17 protein-coding genes are annotated in these 16945 nt (G+C 72.5%); 3 read left to right on the top strand and 14 right to left on the bottom strand.

Going from position 1 to position 16945, the window contains the following annotated elements; all coding sequences use genetic code 11:
- The 5 genes from ABD241_RS11580 to acsA form a co-directional block, all read right to left on the bottom strand.
- A complete protein-coding gene (locus ABD241_RS11580; protein ID WP_344062302.1) occupies positions 1–267 on the bottom strand; it encodes an acyl carrier protein in 267 nt (88 codons plus the stop codon).
- Between the two features lie 5 nt (positions 268–272).
- Complete coding sequence (locus tag ABD241_RS11575; RefSeq protein ID WP_344062299.1) at positions 273–1598, bottom strand: dihydrolipoamide acetyltransferase family protein; 1326 nt, start codon at positions 1596–1598, stop codon at positions 273–275.
- Positions 1591–2568: an alpha-ketoacid dehydrogenase subunit beta gene (locus ABD241_RS11570; protein WP_425580772.1), complete on the bottom strand. Its 978-nt coding sequence runs from the start codon at positions 2566–2568 to the stop codon at positions 1591–1593. Before ABD241_RS11570 ends, ABD241_RS11575 begins: the two co-directional genes overlap by 8 nt.
- A gap of 68 nt (positions 2569–2636) precedes the next feature.
- Positions 2637–3650, bottom strand: coding sequence for a pyruvate dehydrogenase (acetyl-transferring) E1 component subunit alpha (pdhA, locus tag ABD241_RS11565; RefSeq protein WP_344062292.1), 1014 nt, complete (start codon positions 3648–3650; stop codon positions 2637–2639).
- On the bottom strand, positions 3647–5524 hold the full coding sequence (gene acsA / locus ABD241_RS11560; protein WP_344062289.1) for an acetate--CoA ligase: 1878 nt from the start codon (positions 5522–5524) through the stop codon (positions 3647–3649). Before acsA ends, pdhA begins: the two co-directional genes overlap by 4 nt.
- A 127-nt stretch (positions 5525–5651) precedes the next feature.
- Between acsA and ABD241_RS11555 the strand changes: the two genes are divergently transcribed.
- Positions 5652–6119 (top strand): Hsp20/alpha crystallin family protein, encoded by a 468-nt coding sequence (locus ABD241_RS11555; protein ID WP_344062286.1) that lies wholly within the window; start codon positions 5652–5654, stop codon positions 6117–6119.
- A gap of 5 nt (positions 6120–6124) precedes the next feature.
- Positions 6125–7186 (top strand): zinc-dependent alcohol dehydrogenase family protein, encoded by a 1062-nt coding sequence (locus ABD241_RS11550; RefSeq protein WP_425580746.1) that lies wholly within the window; start codon positions 6125–6127, stop codon positions 7184–7186.
- 43 nt (positions 7187–7229) lie between these two features.
- Here ABD241_RS11550 and ABD241_RS11545 read toward each other — a convergent pair whose 3' ends face one another.
- Both ABD241_RS11545 and ABD241_RS11540 read right to left on the bottom strand, forming a co-directional pair.
- Complete coding sequence (locus ABD241_RS11545; RefSeq protein WP_344062283.1) at positions 7230–7742, bottom strand: GNAT family N-acetyltransferase; 513 nt, start codon at positions 7740–7742, stop codon at positions 7230–7232.
- Positions 7743–7750: 8 nt separating this feature from the next.
- Positions 7751–9793 carry an NAD(+) synthase gene (locus tag ABD241_RS11540; RefSeq protein ID WP_344062280.1) on the bottom strand — a complete coding sequence of 681 codons (2043 nt, stop codon included), beginning with the start codon at positions 9791–9793 and terminating at the stop codon, positions 7751–7753.
- Positions 9794–9921: 128 nt separating this feature from the next.
- Here ABD241_RS11540 and ABD241_RS11535 point away from each other — a divergent pair, with 128 nt between their 5' ends.
- The gene (locus ABD241_RS11535; RefSeq protein WP_344062277.1) at positions 9922–10350 is read left to right on the top strand and encodes a pyridoxamine 5'-phosphate oxidase family protein; all 429 of its coding nucleotides are present in this window, start codon (positions 9922–9924) and stop codon (positions 10348–10350) included.
- A 13-nt stretch (positions 10351–10363) separates the two neighbouring features.
- On the opposite strand, the gene ABD241_RS11530 is transcribed toward ABD241_RS11535, so the two are convergent.
- The 7 genes from ABD241_RS11530 to tdh form a co-directional block, all read right to left on the bottom strand.
- Positions 10364–11557: a glycine C-acetyltransferase gene (locus tag ABD241_RS11530; RefSeq protein WP_344062274.1), complete on the bottom strand. Its 1194-nt coding sequence runs from the start codon at positions 11555–11557 to the stop codon at positions 10364–10366.
- 61 nt (positions 11558–11618) lie between these two features.
- Entirely contained in the window at positions 11619–12599 is a 981-nt protein-coding gene (locus tag ABD241_RS11525; RefSeq protein WP_344062271.1) for an alpha/beta fold hydrolase, read from the bottom strand.
- A gap of 10 nt (positions 12600–12609) precedes the next feature.
- Complete coding sequence (locus ABD241_RS11520; RefSeq protein ID WP_344062268.1) at positions 12610–13170, bottom strand: dihydrofolate reductase family protein; 561 nt, start codon at positions 13168–13170, stop codon at positions 12610–12612.
- A gap of 12 nt (positions 13171–13182) precedes the next feature.
- A complete protein-coding gene (locus tag ABD241_RS11515) occupies positions 13183–14760 on the bottom strand; it encodes a Na+/H+ antiporter (protein ID WP_344062265.1) in 1578 nt (525 codons plus the stop codon).
- Between the two features lie 61 nt (positions 14761–14821).
- Entirely contained in the window at positions 14822–15211 is a 390-nt protein-coding gene (locus ABD241_RS11510; RefSeq protein WP_344062262.1) for a YrdB family protein, read from the bottom strand.
- Complete coding sequence (locus ABD241_RS11505) at positions 15208–15885, bottom strand: alpha/beta fold hydrolase (protein ID WP_344062259.1); 678 nt, start codon at positions 15883–15885, stop codon at positions 15208–15210. The genes ABD241_RS11510 and ABD241_RS11505 overlap by 4 nt, the downstream gene beginning before the upstream one ends.
- An 11-nt stretch (positions 15886–15896) precedes the next feature.
- On the bottom strand, positions 15897–16934 hold the full coding sequence (gene tdh, locus ABD241_RS11500) for an L-threonine 3-dehydrogenase (protein WP_344062256.1): 1038 nt from the start codon (positions 16932–16934) through the stop codon (positions 15897–15899).
- Positions 16935–16945 lie beyond the last annotated feature (11 nt).

Below are 16945 nucleotides of genomic sequence, written 5' to 3'. Positions count from 1 at the left end.
TCAGCGGCTCGCCGCTGCCGACCCGCGGGCGAGGAAGGCGGTCGCCGAGTCGATCGTGCGCAGCTGGTCGGCGTCGTCGTCCTCGATGCGGAAGCCGGCCCGCTTGCCGAGCCGTTCGACGAGCTCGACGAAGTCGAGGGAGTCCAGCTCGAAGGTCTCGCGCAGGTCGGCGCCGCCGTCCAGCCCCTCCAGGCTGGCGTCGGGCACGATCTCGCGCAGGACGGACTCGAGCATCGTCCTCGGGTTCTCGGTCGGAGTGTCGGTCATGGCTCTCAGAGCTCCTCAGGCGCCTGAAGCAGGCGGTCGATCGTCTTGAGCAGGCGCGACCCCGTCGCCCCGTCCGTGGCCCGGTGGTCCCCGGCGAGCGTCACCGTGACCACGGGTCGGATGCCGAGCAGCCCGTGCACCGCCCAGGGCCGTTCGACGACGGCGCCGAAGCCGACGAGGGCGACCTGCGGCGGGTAGATGACCCCGAGGACGCTCTCGACGCCCTGGTCGCCGAGGTTGCTCACCGAGATGCTCGGTCGGGCGAGGTCCGAGCCGCGCAGCCTCCCGGAGCGGGCGCGCCGCGTCAGCTCCTTGGTGCGGGCCATCGTCTCCTCGACGGAGAGCCGGTCCGCGCCCGCGATGACCGGCACGAGGAGGCCGCCGCTGCGCAGCGACAGGATGAGCCCGAGGTCGACGCCGGCGGCCGCCTGGAAGTCACCGTCGACCCAGTGCCCGTTGAGCTCGGGGACGGCACGTGCTGCCCGGGCGGTCGCCGCCAGCAGCAGGACGGCCGGCACGAGCCGCTCGGACATCTCGAGCTCGCGGTTGCGCTCCTTCATCCACCGGATGCTCCGCTGCAGGTCGATGGTGTGCGTGAGGTGGTAGTGCGGGATCTCGCGGTTCGACACCGTCATGAGCGCCGCGATGCTGCTGCGCATGTCGGCCGCCTGCTGCGCCGCCGGCGCGCGCGCCACCGCCTCGCCCACCGCCTCGCCCAGCGCCTCGACGGGCGGCCGGACCGGCGGCTCGGCCGTCCGCCCGGCCGACGCCTCTGCGGTCGTCGCCTCCGGAGCCGTATGCCGTCCGGCCCGGCGCACGTCCTCCGCGCGGATCACGCCGCCGAACCCGGTCCCGGTGACGGTCGAGAGGTCGACGCCCTCCTCCTCGGCGATCCGGCGCGCGAGCGGCGACACCCGGGCCCGAGCCGAGGCCCGGTCCCCGTTGGGGTGGCCCACCACCGGTGACACCGATGCGGGCGCAGCGGGTTCGGGCGACGCAGCGACGGGGACGACAGGCTCGGGCGGCACAGGCTCGGGCGAGATCCGCTCGGGCGCCAGCGGCTCGGGGGCCGGGCGCGGCGGCGCCCCGACGAGCGCTCCCTCCGCGAGCCTTGCCAGCACCGTCCCGACCGGCACCTTCCGCCCCTCGTCGACGAGCAGCTCCTCGACGGTGCCCGTGTCGAAGCACTCGACCTCGACGGTCGACTTCGGGGTCTCCACGACCGCGACGATGTCGCCCCGGTGCACCGGGTCCCCGACCTTGACGAGCCACTCGACGAGGGTGCCCGACTCCATGTCGGCCCCGAGCGACGGCATCCGGAACTCAGCCATTCCGGCCCACCGCCCGTCGGGCCGCGGCCGCGATGTCCGCAGCCTGCGGCAGCGCGGCCTCCTCGAGGTGGTGCGGGTAGGGCACGGGAACCTCTGCGCCGCAAACCCGCTCGACGGGTGCGTCGAGCTCGTAGAACGCCTGCTCGGTGATCCGTGCGGACACCTCCGCGGCGAGGCTGCCGGTGCGCCAGGCCTCGTCGACGACGACGACGTGGTGGGTGCGCGAGACGGACTCCATGACGGTCGCGTCGTCGAGCGGCCGCAGCACCCGCAGGTCGACGACCTCGGCCGAGATGCCCTCTGCCGCAAGCGTGTCCGCGGCGGCGAGCGCCTTGCCCAGCCCACCGGCATACGCGATGAGGGTGACGTCGGTGCCGCGACGGCGTACGGCGGCGCTCGTGATGTCGACGGTCACGGGGCCGGAGGGCAGCGTGCCGGAGAGGTTGTAGAGGGAGCCGTGCTCGAAGACGACCACCGGGTCCGGGTCGGCGAGCGCCGGCGCGAGCATGCCGCGGGCGTCCTCGACGGTGGCGGGGGCCAGCACGCGGATGCCGGGGATCGAGGCGTACCAGCCCTCGAGGCTGTGCGAGTGCTGCGCGGCGAGCTGGCGGCCGGCGCCGGTGGTCATCCGGATGACGAGCGGGACCGAGAGCTGTCCTCCCGACATGTGCCGCAGGGTCGCCGCGTTGTTGAGGATCTGGTCGAGCGCCAGCAGGCTGAAGTTGACCGTCATGATCTCGACGATCGGGCGCAGGCCGCGCAGGGCCGCCCCGATGCCGGCGCCGGTGAAGGCGGCCTCCGACAGGGGCGTGTCGCGGACGCGTTCGTCACCGAACTCCTCGAGCAGGCCGAGGCTGACGGCGAAGGAGCCGCCGTAGCGACCGACGTCCTCGCCCATGAGGAACACCCGCGGGTCCGCCGCCAGCGCCTCCCGGTGGGCCTCGCGCAGCGCCTCGCGGTACGTCGTCACGACCGTGTCCTCGACGGTCCCGACCGGCGCCGTCGCCGCCGACTTCTCCCTCGTCGTGGTGTGCCTGCTCACGACATCGCCTCGATCCGGCCCGGGTCGCCCTCGCGCGTCGTGAGGAAGCGCGTCAGGTCCTCGACCGGCTCCAGGGGCGCCGCGTCGGCGGACGCGATGGCGGAGGTGATCTCCGCGTCGACCTCGCGCTCCACCTGCTCCTGCCACGCCTCGACGTCGGCCGCGCTCATGAGCCCCTCGCCGACGAGCCGCGCCCCGAGCGCCGGGATGGGGTCGCGCTCCTTCCAGCGCTCGATCTCGACCTTCTCGCGGTAGCGGTCGGGGTCGTACATCGAGTGGGCGCGGAACCGGTAGGTCTGCAGCTCGAGGAAGCACGGCCGTCCGCTGCTGCGCACGTAGGCCAGCGCCCGCTCGGTGGCCTCGCGCACGGCGAGGACGTCCATCCCGTCGACCGACCACGCGACCATGCCGTATGCCGCGGCGCGGGTCGCGAGGTCAGTGGCGGCGTGCTCCCGGGCCAGGGCGGTGCCCATCGCGTAGCGGTTGTTCTCGCAGCAGAAGAGGACCGGCAGGTGCCACAACGCGGCGAGGTTGGCGCTCTCGTGGAACTCGCCCTCGGCGAACGCGCCGTCGCCGAAGAGGCAGACCGTGACGGCCGGGTCGCCGGTGAGGTGGTCGGCGAGGCCGAGCCCGACGGCGACGGGCAGGCCGCCGGCCACGATGGCGTTGCCGCCGTAGAAGCGGCGCGAGGCGTCGAAGAGGTGCATCGAGCCGCCCCGCCCGCCGCTGCAGCCGGTCGCCCGGCCGAACATCTCGGCCATGACCGAGTCCATCGGCACACCGCGCGCGAGGGCGTGGCCGTGCTCGCGGTAGGTCGACACGATCGCGTCGGTCTCCGACAGCGCACCGACGACCCCGACGGCGACGGCCTCCTCGCCGATGCACAGGTGCAGGAAGCCGCGGATCTTCGTCAGGCTGTAGAGCTCGGCGCACTTCTCCTCGAAGCGGCGGATCCGCAGCATCTCGCGGAGCAGGCCGGTGTAGAGCTCGAGGAACAGCTCGCGCGTCATGACGGCGGCTCCCCACTCGCCGACGCGCTCGTCGTCGCACTGGTCGACGCGCTGGTCGACACGCTCGTCTCCACCGTGGACAGGTCACCTTCGGGCAGGCCGAGCTCGCGCGCCCGGAGCAGCCGACGCATCACCTTGCCGCTGCGGGTGTGCGGCAGTGCCTGGTCGAAGGCGATCTCGCGCGGGGCGACCGACCCGAGGCGGTGCCGGCCGAAGGCGATGAGCTCGCGGGCCAGCGCCGGGCTCGGCTCGTGCCCGACCTTGAGCGTCACGAACGCCTTGACGATCTCTCCGGCGAGGGGATCGGGCTTGCCGATGACGCCGACCTCGGCGACGGCGGGGTGCTCCATCAGGGCACTCTCGACCTCGAACGGACCGATGAGGTGGCCGGCCGACTTGATGACGTCGTCGGCGCGGCCGATGAACCAGACGTAGCCGTCGGCGTCGGTGCGGGCGAGGTCGCCGCTGAGGTACCACCCGTCGGCGAAGGCCTTCGCGTAGCGGTCGGGGTCGTCGAGGTAGGCGCGGAACATCGAGGGCCAGCCGGGCCGCAGCGCCAGCTCGCCGACCTCGCCCGGGCCGAGGACCCGGACCGTGCCGTCGACGACCTCCGCGCGACCGTCGGCTCCCTGCCGGAGGACTGCGACGTCGACCCCGGGGACGGGACGTCCCATCGAGCCCGGGCGCACCGGCATACCCGGGAAGTTGCTGACCATGATCGCGCCGGTCTCGGTCTGCCACCACGTGTCGTGGACCGGAAGGCCGAACGCCTCGAGCCCCCACACGACCGCCTCCGGGTTGAGCGGCTCCCCCACGCTGACGACGTGGCGCAGCTGCGGGAACGAGTGCTCCCGGGCCAGGCCGACGCCGGCGCGCATGAGCATCCGCAGCGCGGTCGGGGCGGTGTAGAAGACGGTGACGCGCTCGTCCTGGAGGATCCGGAACCACCGGCGCGCGTCGAAGTCGGCAGCGTCGGTGACGATGGTGACGCCGCAGCTGAGCGGGCCGAGGATGCCGTAGGACGTGCCGGTCACCCAGCCGGGGTCGGCGGTGCACCAGTAGACGTCACCCGGGCGCAGGTCGAGCGCGAACTCCGCGGTGACGTGGTGGGCGAGGATCGCCTCGTGCACGTGCACGGCCCCCTTCGGCTTGCCGGTCGTGCCGCTCGTGAAGTGCAGCAGCGCCGGGTCGTCCGGCCGCGTGGGCGCGACCGCGAAGGTGCCCGGGTCGTATGCCGTCTCGCCGGCTCCGAGCGCGTCCGCCCAGGCCGTCGTCCCCTCGGGGGCACCGTCCTCGCCGGACTGGTCGGCGTCGGTCACGAGGACGTGCTCGAGGTCCGGCAGGGAGGCCCGCTGCGGCGCCACCTTGCGCGTGTAGGACAGCGAGTCGGTGACGAGCAGGCGGATATGCCCGAGCCGCAGGCGTTCCACCACCGGCTCGGGGCCGAAGGCCGGGAAGAGCGGGCAGTAGACGGCGCCGGCCTTGAGGGTGCCGAGGACGGTCAGGTAGAGCTCGGGCGAGCGGGGCAGCAGGGTGCAGACCCCGTCGCCAGGACGGATCCCCAGCAGCCGCAGGGCCGTCGCGGTCACGTCGCTGCGCTCGCCCAGCTGCCGGTAGGTCAGCTCGGTCGTGGGCGCCGCCCGGTCCAGGAACCGGATGGCGACGGTGTCGGCGAGCGGCCCGGAGGCGTGGCGGTCGACCGCCTCGTGCGCCAGGTTGAGGTGGCCCGCCTCGTCGCCCTGCAGCCACGACCGCGCCACCTCCCAGCTGAAGGTGCGCCGCCGGGACTCGTAGTCGCCGACGAGCGGTGGCAGCGCCGGGGCGTGCTCGATCTGCCGGTCGCGGGCGCTGCCCTGCACTGCCATCTCGGCCATGGGACCACGATCCCGCGGCCGGACCGGGGGCAGTAGGGACCAACGGCCCTGTTGCCGGGAGCCCTGCCGGCGTCCACTGGAGGTGGAGCCGCAGGAGGCGTGCGGCTGTCCCCAGGAGGAGGAGCACATGACCACGAACTCAGGAGCGAAGGCCCCCGAACGGCGTTCCGTGCAGCGGCGCGAGGAGCTGTCGCCGTGGAGCGAGCTGGCGCCCTGGGCCGGCCGGATGCAGGACTTCTTCGAGCAGATGTGGTCGCCCGTCATGGGCGGCACCGACTTCGCGCCCGGTGGCGAGCTGCGCGAGACGGACGACGCGTTCATGCTCGAGCTCGACGTGCCCGGTGTCGACAAGAAGGACATCACCATCGAGTTCTCGGGCCGCCGGCTCAGCGTGCGCGGCACGAAGACGACCGAGAAGGAGGGCAAGGGCACCCTGCGCCACACCACGCGTACGTCCGGCTCGTTCGCCTACGAGGCGATCCTGCCCGTCGCCGTCGACGACAAGGCCGTGACGGCGTCGCTGTCCGACGGCGTCCTGGTCGTGACGATGCCCAAGGCCGGCGAGGCCAAGACCACCCACATCGAGATCAGCTGAATCCCATGGCCGCCAATGGATCCCTCATGCACGCGATCGTCTACCACGGCCCCGGCCGGAAGGCCTGGAAGGAGGTGCCCAAGCCGGTCATCGAGGAGGACACCGACGCCGTCGTCAAGGTCGACAGCGTCACGATCTGCGGCACCGACCTGCACATCCTCAAGGGCGACGTCGCCGCCGTGACCGACGGCCGCATCCTCGGCCACGAGGCGGTCGGCACCGTGGAGCAGGTCGGCTCGGGCGTCAAGAACGTCCGTCCCGGCGACCGCGTGCTCGTCTCCTGCATCACCGCCTGCGGCTCGTGCCGATTCTGCCGCGAGGGCAGCTACGGCCAGTGCATCGGCGGTGGCGGCTGGATCCTCGGCCACAGGATCGACGGCACACAGGCGGAGTACGTCCGGGTCCCCTTCGCGGACACCTCGACGTATCCCGTCCCCGAAGGTGTGACTGACGAGGAAGTACTCATGCTCGCCGACATCGGGCCCACGGGCTACGAGGTCGGTGTGCTGAACGGCCGGGTCTCGCCCGGTGACGTCGTAGCGGTGGTGGGCGCCGGCCCGGTCGGGCTCTCCGCCATCATGGGTGCCAAGCTCTTCAGTCCTTCACACGTCGTGGCCATCGACCTGGCCGATGCCCGACGTGAGGCGGCCAAGCAGTTCGGGGCCGACCTGACCATCGACCCCGCCCGCGAGGACGCCGTCGAGGTCCTGCGTGGCCTGACGGACGGCCTGGGCGCGGACGTCGCCATCGAGGCGGTCGGGGTCGCAGCGACCTTCGAGCTGTGTGCCGCGCTGGTCCGGCCCGGTGGCCGGGTCGCCAACGTCGGGGTCCACGGTGGTCCCGCCAGCCTGGACCTGGAGAACCTCTGGATCCGCAACGTCACCATCACGACGGGCCTCGTCGACACGTACTCCACGCCGACGCTGCTCAAGCTCCTCGCCACGCACCAGGTGGACCTCGCCCGGTTCGTGACGCACCGCTTCCCGATGGACGACTTCCTCGAGGCCTACGACACGTTCTCCCGGGCCGCCGACACCGGAGCCCTCAAGGTGGTCGTCTCGAGCTGACCCGCCGGCCTCGGGCCAGAGGGCTCGGGCCAGAGGGCTCGGCTCAGAGGTCCACGTGCATGATCCGCAGGCCCACGCGCTGCCCGCTCGGCAGCTCGTGGGCACGCGGCACCGTGCCGACGACCGTGAAGCCGAGGCTCTCGTACAGCTTCACCGCGCCGGTGTTGGTCTCGACCACGGCGTTGAACTGCATTGCGGCATAGCCGGACTCGCGCGCCCAGTCGAGCGAGTCGACGACGAGCGCACGCCCGACGCCGACGCCCCGGGCCTCGGCAGCCACCATGTAGCTGGCGGTCGAGACGTGCGATCCGGGTCCGGGCCGGTTGCGCCCCATCTTCGCCGTGCCCAGGATCGGGGCGCCGTCATCGTCACCGTCGACGGCGACGGTGACGCGGCCGCCGGGGCCGTTCTCCAGCCAGATGGAGCGGGCCTCGGCCTCGGTGAGGTCGGCCGGGAACGGAAACGTGTCGCCCGCGCGGACGACCTGCTCGATGACCGGCCAGACGTGTGGCCAGTCCGCGTCGTCGTAGTCGCGGACGGTCACCCGTGCCGTCATGCGGTGCCTCACTTCTCGGGGACGTTCGCGTCGAGCTCGCTCAGCCACGTGACCGGTGTGGCGTCGGACGGCATGCGCCAGTCGCCGCGCGGCGACAGCGAGCCGCCCGCGACGACCTTGGGGCCGTTGGGCAGCGCGGAGCGCTTGAACTGGTTGGCGAAGAAGCGCCGGATGAACACCTCGAGCCAGTGCCGGATCTCCGCGAGGTCGTATGCCGTCCGCTCGGCCAGGGGGTAGCCGGCGGGCCAGTCGCCCGCCTCGCTGTCACACCAGGCGTTCCACGCGAGGTAGGCGATCTTCGAGGGCCGGTACCCGCGACGCAGCACGTGGTAGAGCGTGAAGTCCTGCAGCGCGTAGGGGCCGATCCTGGCCTGCGTGCTCTGCGGCTTCTCGCCCTGCTTGGCGGGCACGAGCTCGGGCGAGATCTCGGTCAGCAGGATCGAGGTGAGCGTCTCGTTGACGTGCTCCTCGAACTGGCCCGACGAGACGACCCAGCGGATGAGGTGCTGCATCAGCGTCTTGGGCACCCCGGTGTTGATGCCGTAGTGGCTCATCTGGTCGCCGACGCCGTAGGTGCACCACCCGAGCGCCAGCTCGGACAGGTCACCGGTGCCGAGGACGACGCCGCCGCGCTGGTTGGCGATGCGGAAGAGGTAGTCGTAGCGCAGGCCGGCCTGGACGTTCTCGAAGGTGACGTCGTAGACCTGCTCACCGCGGCCGAACGGGTGGCCCATCGCCTGCAGCATCTGGGTGGCCGCGGGCCGGATGTCGAGCTCCTCCCACGTCACGTCGAGCGCCTCCATGAGCGCGATGGCGTTGCTCTTCGTGTGGTCGCTCGTGGCGAAGCCCGGCATCGTGAAGGCGAGGATGTCGCTGCGCGGCCGGTCGAGCCGGTCCATCGCCTTGGCGGCGACGATGAGGGCGTGCGTGCTGTCGAGACCGCCGCTGACGCCGATGACGACCTTCGGCTGGCCGATCGCGCGCAGCCGCTGCTCGAGCCCGGAGACCTGGATGTTGTACGCCTCGTAGCAGTCGAGGGCGAGGCGGCTCTCGTCGTCGGGCACGAACGGGAACCGGTCGACCTTGCGGAGCAGTCCCAGGTCGCCGGTGGGCGGGGCGAGCTCGAGCTCGACGGTGCGGAAGCCGTCCACCCGCGCCGCCAGGGTGCGGCGGTTGTCGTCGAAGGTGCCCATCCGCTTGCGCTCCTGCCGGAGCAGGTCGAGGTCGATGTCCACGACGGAGGCCCGCGCACCGTCCGGGAAGCGCTCGCTCTCGGCGAGCAGCGCGCCGTTCTCGTAGACCATCGTCATGCCGTCCCACGACAGGTCGGTCGAGCTCTCGCCCTCGCCGGCTGCGGCATACAGGTAGGCCGCGACGCAGCGCGAGGACGCGCTGCGGGCCAGCAGGTGGCGGTCGTCGGCGCGCGCCACGGTGATCGGCGAGCCGGAGAGGTTGGTCAGCACGGTGGCTCCGGCGAGGGCGGCCTCGTGGCTTGGGGGCACGGGCACCCAGAAGTCCTCGCAGACCTCGATGTGCAGCACGAAACCCGGGACGTCGGTGGCCCGGAAGAGCAGGTCGGGCCCGAAGGGCACCCGGTCGCCGGCGACATCGATGGTCTGGCCGCGCTGGTCGTCGCCGGGAGCGAAGTGGCGTCGCTCGTAGAACTCGCGGTAGGTGGGCAGGTAGGACTTGGGGGCCACGCCGATGATCCGGCCGCGGTGGATGACGACGGCGCAGTTGTAGACCCGCGAGCCCTTCTCGAGGGGCGCGCCGACGATGACGACCGGGCGCAGGTCGGCGGTGGCCTCGGCGAGGCGGGCGAGGGCGTCGTCGACGGCGTCCAGGAGCGGGTCCTGCAGGAACAGGTCGTCGATGGCGTAGCCCGACAGGCACAGCTCGGGGAACAGCGCGAGGCCCACGCCCTCCTCGTCGAGCTCGCGCACCTGGGCCAGGACGGCGTCGGCGTTGCGCTCCGGGTCGACGGCGACGATCGGCACGGTGCACGCGGCGACGCGGGCGAATCCCTGGGCCCAGGAGCTGTAGAAGTCCATGGGGGACAGTCAATCGCACGGGACCCTGTGACGCGGGACTCGCGTCGGCCCACTCGCAGGGACGGCCAAGCGTTACTACCATTGGTAGTAGCGAGGCGGTTGCCTCACGAGTCCTCGAGGAGGTCACCATGTCCGACCGCGACCCGGTCCACGTCCTTCACCCAGAGGAGTCCTGGCGCTTCCTCCGCGAGCACGAGTTCGGCCGACTGGCCTTCCACCTCGTCGGGGAGGTGCACATCGTCCCGATCAACTACGCCCTCGACGGCGAGCGCCTGATCTTCATGACCGCCGAGGGCAGCAAGCTCTTCGGCGTGACGGCCAACAGCGACGTCGCCTTCGAGGTCGACGAGATCGTCGGGGATCGCGCGACGAGCGTCATCGTCCGCGGCCGCGCCAAGACGCTCGAGGGCCAGGCGGCATACGTCATCGAGCGCCTGCCGGTCCGCCCGTGGATCGACACCCCGAAGTCGGTCGTCGTGGCGATCCAGGTCGAGGAGATCTCCGGACGCCGCTTCGACCTGACCCGGCCCTGGCTGCGCGACCTCCCCGCCGGCTGACCCCGCCCGTAGCTCAGCCGACGGCGTCGCGGGCGGCGACGAACGCGTCGACGCACGCTCGTACGTCCGCCTCGGAGTGCGCCGCGGAGAGCTGCACGCGGATGCGGGCCTTGCCGCGGGGCACGACCGGGAAGCTGAAGGCGATGACGTAGACGCCGTTGCCGAGCATGTGGTCGGCGATCTCGGTCGCGCGCCGGGCCCCGTCCTCGCCGGGGAACATGACCGGGCGGATCGGGTGCGTGCCCGGCAGCAGCTCGAAGCCGGCCTCTGTCATGAGCGAGTGGAACAGGGCCGTGTTGGCCTTGAGCGTCTCGCGCTTCTCGGCCGACCTCTCGACGAGCTCGAGCGCGGCCATCGAACCGGCCACGACGGAGGGCGCGACCGAGTTGCTGAAGAGGTACGGGCGCGAGCGCTGGCGCAGCAGGTCGACGATCTCCTGGTGGCTCGAGACGTAGCCGCCGGACGCGCCGCCGAGGGCCTTGCCGAGCGTGCCGGTGAGGATGTCGACGCGGTCCATGACGCCGAAGAGCTCGGGCGTGCCGCGGCCGCCGTCGCCGACGAAGCCGACGGCGTGGGAGTCGTCGACGAAGACGAGCGCGCCGAACTCGTCGGCCAGGTCGCAGATCTCGTCGAGCGGCGCGTAGGAGCCGTCCATCGAGAAGACGCCGTCGGTGACGACGACCTTGCGCTTCGCACCGGCGTCACGGGCGGCCTCGAGCTGCGCGCGCAGGTCGGCCATGTCGGCGTTCCTGTAGCGGTAGCGCATCGCCTTGGACAGGCGCACGCCGTCGATGATCGAGGCGTGGTTGAGCTCGTCGCTGATGATCGCGTCCTCGGCGCCGAAGAGCACCTCGAAGACACCGCCGTTGGCGTCGAAGCACGACGAGTAGAGGATCGTCGCATCGGTGCCGAGGAACTCGCTGATCTTGTGCTCGAGCGAGGTGTGCAGCGTCTGGGTGCCGCAGATGAAGCGCACCGACGCCATGCCGAAGCCCCACTCGTCGAGCGCCTTCTTCGAGGCCTCGATGACGCCCGCGTCGTCGGCCAGGCCCAGGTAGTTGTTGGCGCAGAAGTTCAGCGCCTCCGCCTTGAGCGTCGTGACGTGCGCCGACTGGGGCGAGGTCAGCTCGCGCTCGTTCTTGTAGAGGCCGGCGTCGCGGATCTCCTGCAGGGTCGCGGCGATCTCGTCCTTGACTGAGCCGTACATCGGTGTCCTTCGCTGGTGGCGGGGCGGCTGGCGCCCCCAGCGTATGCCGCCCGGCGGGCTCCTACGGACGCGCCAGGGAGAGCAGGTCGTCGAGGATGTCGGGCATCCGCATGAGCAGCGACACGTGGCCCTCGCCCTCGACGAGGTGCGCCCGGGTGCCCGCGACGTGGGCCGCGAGCCACTGGGCGTGGGCGAAGGGCACCATGAGGTCCTCGGTGCCCTGCCACACGGCTGTCGGGACCTGCACCGCACCGAGGTCGAAGCCCCACGGACGGGTGTGCGTCAGGTCGTCGTCGCGCCACCCGACGATGCCCTGCGCGCCCGCGTGGCGCATGGAGGCCGCGAGGTACTCGGCGAGCTCGCCGGTCATCGCGGCCTTGTCCACCGGGGGCAGCAGGCCGTCCATCTCGCGGGCGATGTCGTCGGCCGTCGCCGAGAACAGCGGCGTCCCGTGCTCCTCGAGGAAGGCCGTCAGGGACTCGCTGCCCTGTGCCGCGGCGGCGTACTCGGCGACGTTCTCCGGGCCCATCCCCGCGGTCAGGTCGATTCCCTCGGCGTCGGGCGGGGCGATGCCGACTCCGGAGGTCGCGGCCAGGCACCGGCCGGGGAGCATCGCGGCGCAGGCGAGAGCCCGGGGACCGCCGCCGGACCAGCCGAGGGTCACGAAGGTGTCGAGGCCGAGCGCGTCGAGCACGACCGCCGTGTCCGCGGCGTCGTCGGCGACCGTCGCGGTCGTCGCCGCATCGGAGCGTGGGGTGGACCGTCCGTAGCCGGGCCGCGAGTAGGAGACCGTGCGCAGCCCGCGCTCGGTAGCCGGCCGCTCGAGGATGCCGAAGGGCCCGGCGGCCTGGGGCGTCCCGTGGTGGAAGACGAGGGGCAGGCCGTCCTCCGGGCCGGTGACGAGAACCTCGAGGTCGCGGCCGTCGGGGGTGCGGACGAGGTGCGTGTCGTGGCTGGGCATGGCCACATGCAACCACGCGCGAGCCCCCCGGTGCGGCTCGGGGCGCAGCGCCTGCAGGCGGACGATATCGACGAGATCCACGAGACCACCGTCACCGCCTGACGGCATACCTCGCGTACGTCGTCCCGCCCGCGAAGCGTCGCGCGTCCAGGAGCGTGAGGTCCAGGCGTATGCCGTCGGGCAGCGCGCGGGTGCCGCCGCCCACGAGCGCGGGCACGGTGAGGAGGCGCAGCTCGTCGACGATGCCGGCGCGCAGCGCCTCGGCCGCGAGCGTCGGGCCGCCGATGCTGACGTCGCGGTCGGACTCCCTCACGAGCACGGCCGCCGCCGCGGGGTCGAAGTCGCGCTCGAGCCGCGTGCGGGCGCTCGTCACGGCCGTCAGGGTGCGGGAGTGGACGACCTTGTCGGCGGCCTGCCAGATGCGTGCGTAGTCCTGCGCCACGGCATCGCCGGGGCCGTCGGCCGGGGCGGTCTCCCAGTAGACCATCGTCTCGTAGAGGCGGCGTCCGCAGAGGTAGGTGCCGACGTCGCGCTCGAGGTCGTTGACGAACGCGTGCACCTCGGGGTCCGGTGCGGCCCAGTCGAACCTGCCGGTCGTGTCGTTCACGTAGCCGTCGAGCGAGGCGATGGTGGTGTAGACGAGCAGGCCCATGGCTCGACTGTGTCACGCGAAGTCGCGCAGGGCCCGGTTCTCGATGTCCCGGAGGACCTCGTCGGCACTGCCGGCCGACACCTCGCCGCGGCGGCGCGCCTCGAGGACCAGCTGGCGTTCGACGTCGCTCGCCCGGCGCAGCACCGACTCCAGCTCGAGGGCCCGCCGGTCGCTCGCCTCGTCCTCGCCGGCCCGCGCCTGGTGGATGCTCTGCTGCGCCGTCACGTAGCCCTCGTACTGCGCGAGCGCCGCGGCGCGCACGTCCTCGTCGAGGGTCGAGGCCTCGTCGCGGATCTGCTCGAGCGCCGCCCCGCTGGCGCGCAGGCGCAGCTGCGCGACCTCCGCCGCCTCGTCCACGTCGCTGCCGACGCGCAGCCACTTCGTCAGGGGCGTCAGGGTCAGGCCCTGGACCACGAGCGTCACGAGGACGGCGACGAGGGCGACGGTCACGACCTCGGCACGGTTGGGCAGCGGCTCCCCCGAGGCCACCACCTCGGGCAGGGCCACGGCGGTGGCGACGGTGACGACCCCACGCATCCCGGCCCAGGCCACGACCGTCGACTCGCGCCACCCGGTCGGCACGGGCAGGTCCCGGCGCCGGGCCCGGACCCGGCTGAGCCAGGCGGCGGGATAGATCCAGATCGCACGGAAGACGACGAGAGTCACGACGACGAGCAGCGCCAGCCGCGCCGTGTCGGTGCCCGTGCCCGTGCCCGTGCCCGTCGAGCGGATCACGGCGACGAGCTCGAACCCGAGCAGCGTGAAGACGAGGCTGGTGATGAGGAAGTCGGCGTAGCTCCAGACCGCCCGGCCGAGCAGCCAGCCACCGGAGCTCGTCGCATCGTGCCCGTAGGTGCGCAGGTAGAGGCCGAGGGCCAGCACGGCGAGCACCCCGGAACCGTTGACGTGCTCGGCGCCGACGTAGGCCAGGAACGGCACGAGCACCGTCACGGTCGTCTCGGCGTACGCGTCGTGGATCCTCGCGAGGACGAACCGCGACACGACGCCGAGGACGACACCGGCCAGCACGCCGAGGGCGACCGCCTCGACGAGCTCGAGGGCGACCTGCCCCCCGGAGATGCCGCCCGTGACTGCTGCGACGATCGCCACCTTGTACGCGACGAGCGCCGTCGCGTCGTTGAACATGCCCTCGCCCTCGAGGATGGTCACGAGCCGGTGCGGCAGCCGCAGCCGCCGCGCCACGGCCGTCGCCGCGACCGGGTCGGGCGGGGACACGATGGCCCCGAGCACCCAGGCCACCGACCACGGCAGCCCGACGGCGTGCGCGACGACGGCCACCACGGCGACCGTGGCGAGCGTCAGCCCGACGGCGAGGGTGAACACCGCGCCGGCGTGCTCGCGGAACTCGGTGACCGTCGTGCGCTGGGTGGCCGCGAAGAGCAGGGGCGGCAGGACGACGGGCAGGATGAGCGCGGGGTCGAAGGAGAGCGGGTTGCCCGGCGCGACGAGGGCGATGGCCAGCCCGAAGATGGTCAGCAGCACCGGCTGCGGCACCCGGATGCGATCCGAGACCGGGGTGAGCACGATGACGCCGAGCGTGACGACGAGGACCAGCAGGAGGGTGCTCACGGTCCGAACCTACGTGCGTCGACGCGGGCGTGGTGCAGGCCCGTGGGTCGTGTCCTGCGGATCACTCCCTGCCCAGGGGATGGGCGAAGGGCCCGACCCACATGAGCAGCGTGTTGACGACGACGACCACGGTCACCAGTGCCGCCCAGACCGGCGGCAGGAGGGACCACGCCGCCACCACGGCCGCCCCGAGCACCAGCACCTTGGTGGCGACGACGAGGACGGGCACGCGGACCCGGGCCCGAGGAGCAGCGAACAAGCCCCAGAGGACGATGGCGGCGCCCGGCACGAGGACGCCGCCGAGCACGTGGGTGACGGTGCTGTGGCCGAGGTGGGCGCCCCAGACGGCGAGCAGAACGACGGCGAGCACCTCGACGGCGAAGGCCACGAGGTCGTTGGCGTTGACCGGGGCGTTGTCGGGCTGCCTCGGCGTCTCCGGCCGCGCCGTCATGTCGTCTCCCGGTCCTCGTCGAGGAAGGCGTGGGTGAGGTCGGCGAGCTCGCGTGCCGACTCGGTGTTGAGCAGGGGGCCGGCGCCGTCGATGACCTGCAGGCGCGCCGCCGGCAGCTGCGCCGAGAGCTGTTGCGCGGCAGCGAGTCCGGCCTTGTCGCGCGACCCGGCGACCACGAGCACGGGCGCGGTCACGCTGCGCAGCGACTCCGTGCCGTCGAAGCCCTTGAGCGCGTCGAGCACGGCGAGCATCCGCGGCCGCGAGACGCCGGCGTCGACGAGCTTGCCCTCGGGCACGAGCCGCATCGCGAGCCGCTGCATCCGCAGCGCCCCCTTCGACGGGCGCACGAGCGCGCCGCCGAGGACGAGGCGGCCCACGAGCTCCGGGCGCTCGACGGCGAGGCGCAGGGCCACGCTGGCCCCGACCGAGACCCCGACGAAGTCGGCCTGCCTCACCCCCTGCAGCTCGAGCTCGTCGGCGACACCGGACGCTGCCGCGCCGAGGTCGAAGCCGACCGGGTCCTTGGGCTTGAGCCCGCGCATCCACGGCGCGCTCATCGGGCGGCCCGCGCCGTAGGCCGACACGAAGTCCTGCCACGCGATGGGCGACTGGCCGAGGCCGTGGAGGAGGACCAGCGGGCGGGGCCGGGCGTCGGGGTCGGGGGCGGACGGCATACGGAAACCCCTCAGCTCCAGTCGAGGAGGACCTTGCCGCACTGGCCCGAGCGGGCGGTGTCGAAGGCCTCCTCCCACTGCTCGGCGGGGAAGCGGTGGGTGATGACCTGCGTGACGGCGGAGCGGAAGCGCTCGGACGTGGCGATCATCTGCGACATCGCGTACCAGGTGTCGTACATCTCGCGGCCGTAGATGCCCTTGAGCGTGATCATGTGGGTGATGACCTTGCCCCAGTCGAGGTCGTAGGACTGGTGCGGCAGCCCGAGCAGCGCGATGCGGCCGCCGTGGTTCATGTTGGTGATGAGGTCGGTGACGGCCGGCGCGGCGCCCGACATCTCGAGGCCGATGTCGAAGCCCTCCTTCATGCCGAGGTGGGCCTGCGCGTCGGCGAGGCTCTCACGCGTCACGTTGATCGTGAGGTCCGCGCCCGCGTGCTCGGCGAGCGCGAGCCGGTAGTCGCTGGCGTCGGAGACGACGACGTAGCGCGCGCCCGCGTGACGGGCGATCGCGGCCGCCATGACACCGATCGGGCCCGCGCCGGTGATGACGACGTCCTCGCCGACCATGGGCCACTGCAGCGCGGTGTGGGTGGCGTTGCCGAGCGGGTCGAAGACGGCGCCCAGGTCGGGGTCGAGGTCCTCGGGCTGCACCCAGACGTTCGTCGCGGGGATGACGACGTAGTCGGCGAACGCGCCGTCGCGGTTGACGCCGATCCCCTGGGTGCGGATGCACAGGTGACGCCGGCCGGCGCGGCAGTTGCGGCAGGTGCCGCAGACGATGTGCCCCTCGCCGGAGGCCCGGTCGCCGACCTGCACCCCGGCCACGTCCTCGCCGACCTCGACGACCTCACCGTAGAACTCGTGGCCGATGACGAGCGGCGGCCGCAGGGTCGACTCGGCCCAGTCGTCCCAGCCGGCGAGGTGCAGGTCGGTGCCGCAGATGCCGGCGCGGAGCACGCGGATCTTGACGTCGGCAGGCCCGCACTCGGGCTCCGGACGGTCGACGAGGGAGAGGCCGGGGCCTGCGGACAGCTTCGTGAGGGCGCGCACGGGGGAGAGTC

Source organism: Terrabacter lapilli (genome assembly GCF_039531305.1).
Classification (GTDB): domain Bacteria; phylum Actinomycetota; class Actinomycetes; order Actinomycetales; family Dermatophilaceae; genus Terrabacter; species Terrabacter lapilli.
The sequence above is the reverse complement of the archived record's forward strand: the minus strand, read 5'-3'. Positions and strand labels throughout refer to the sequence as shown.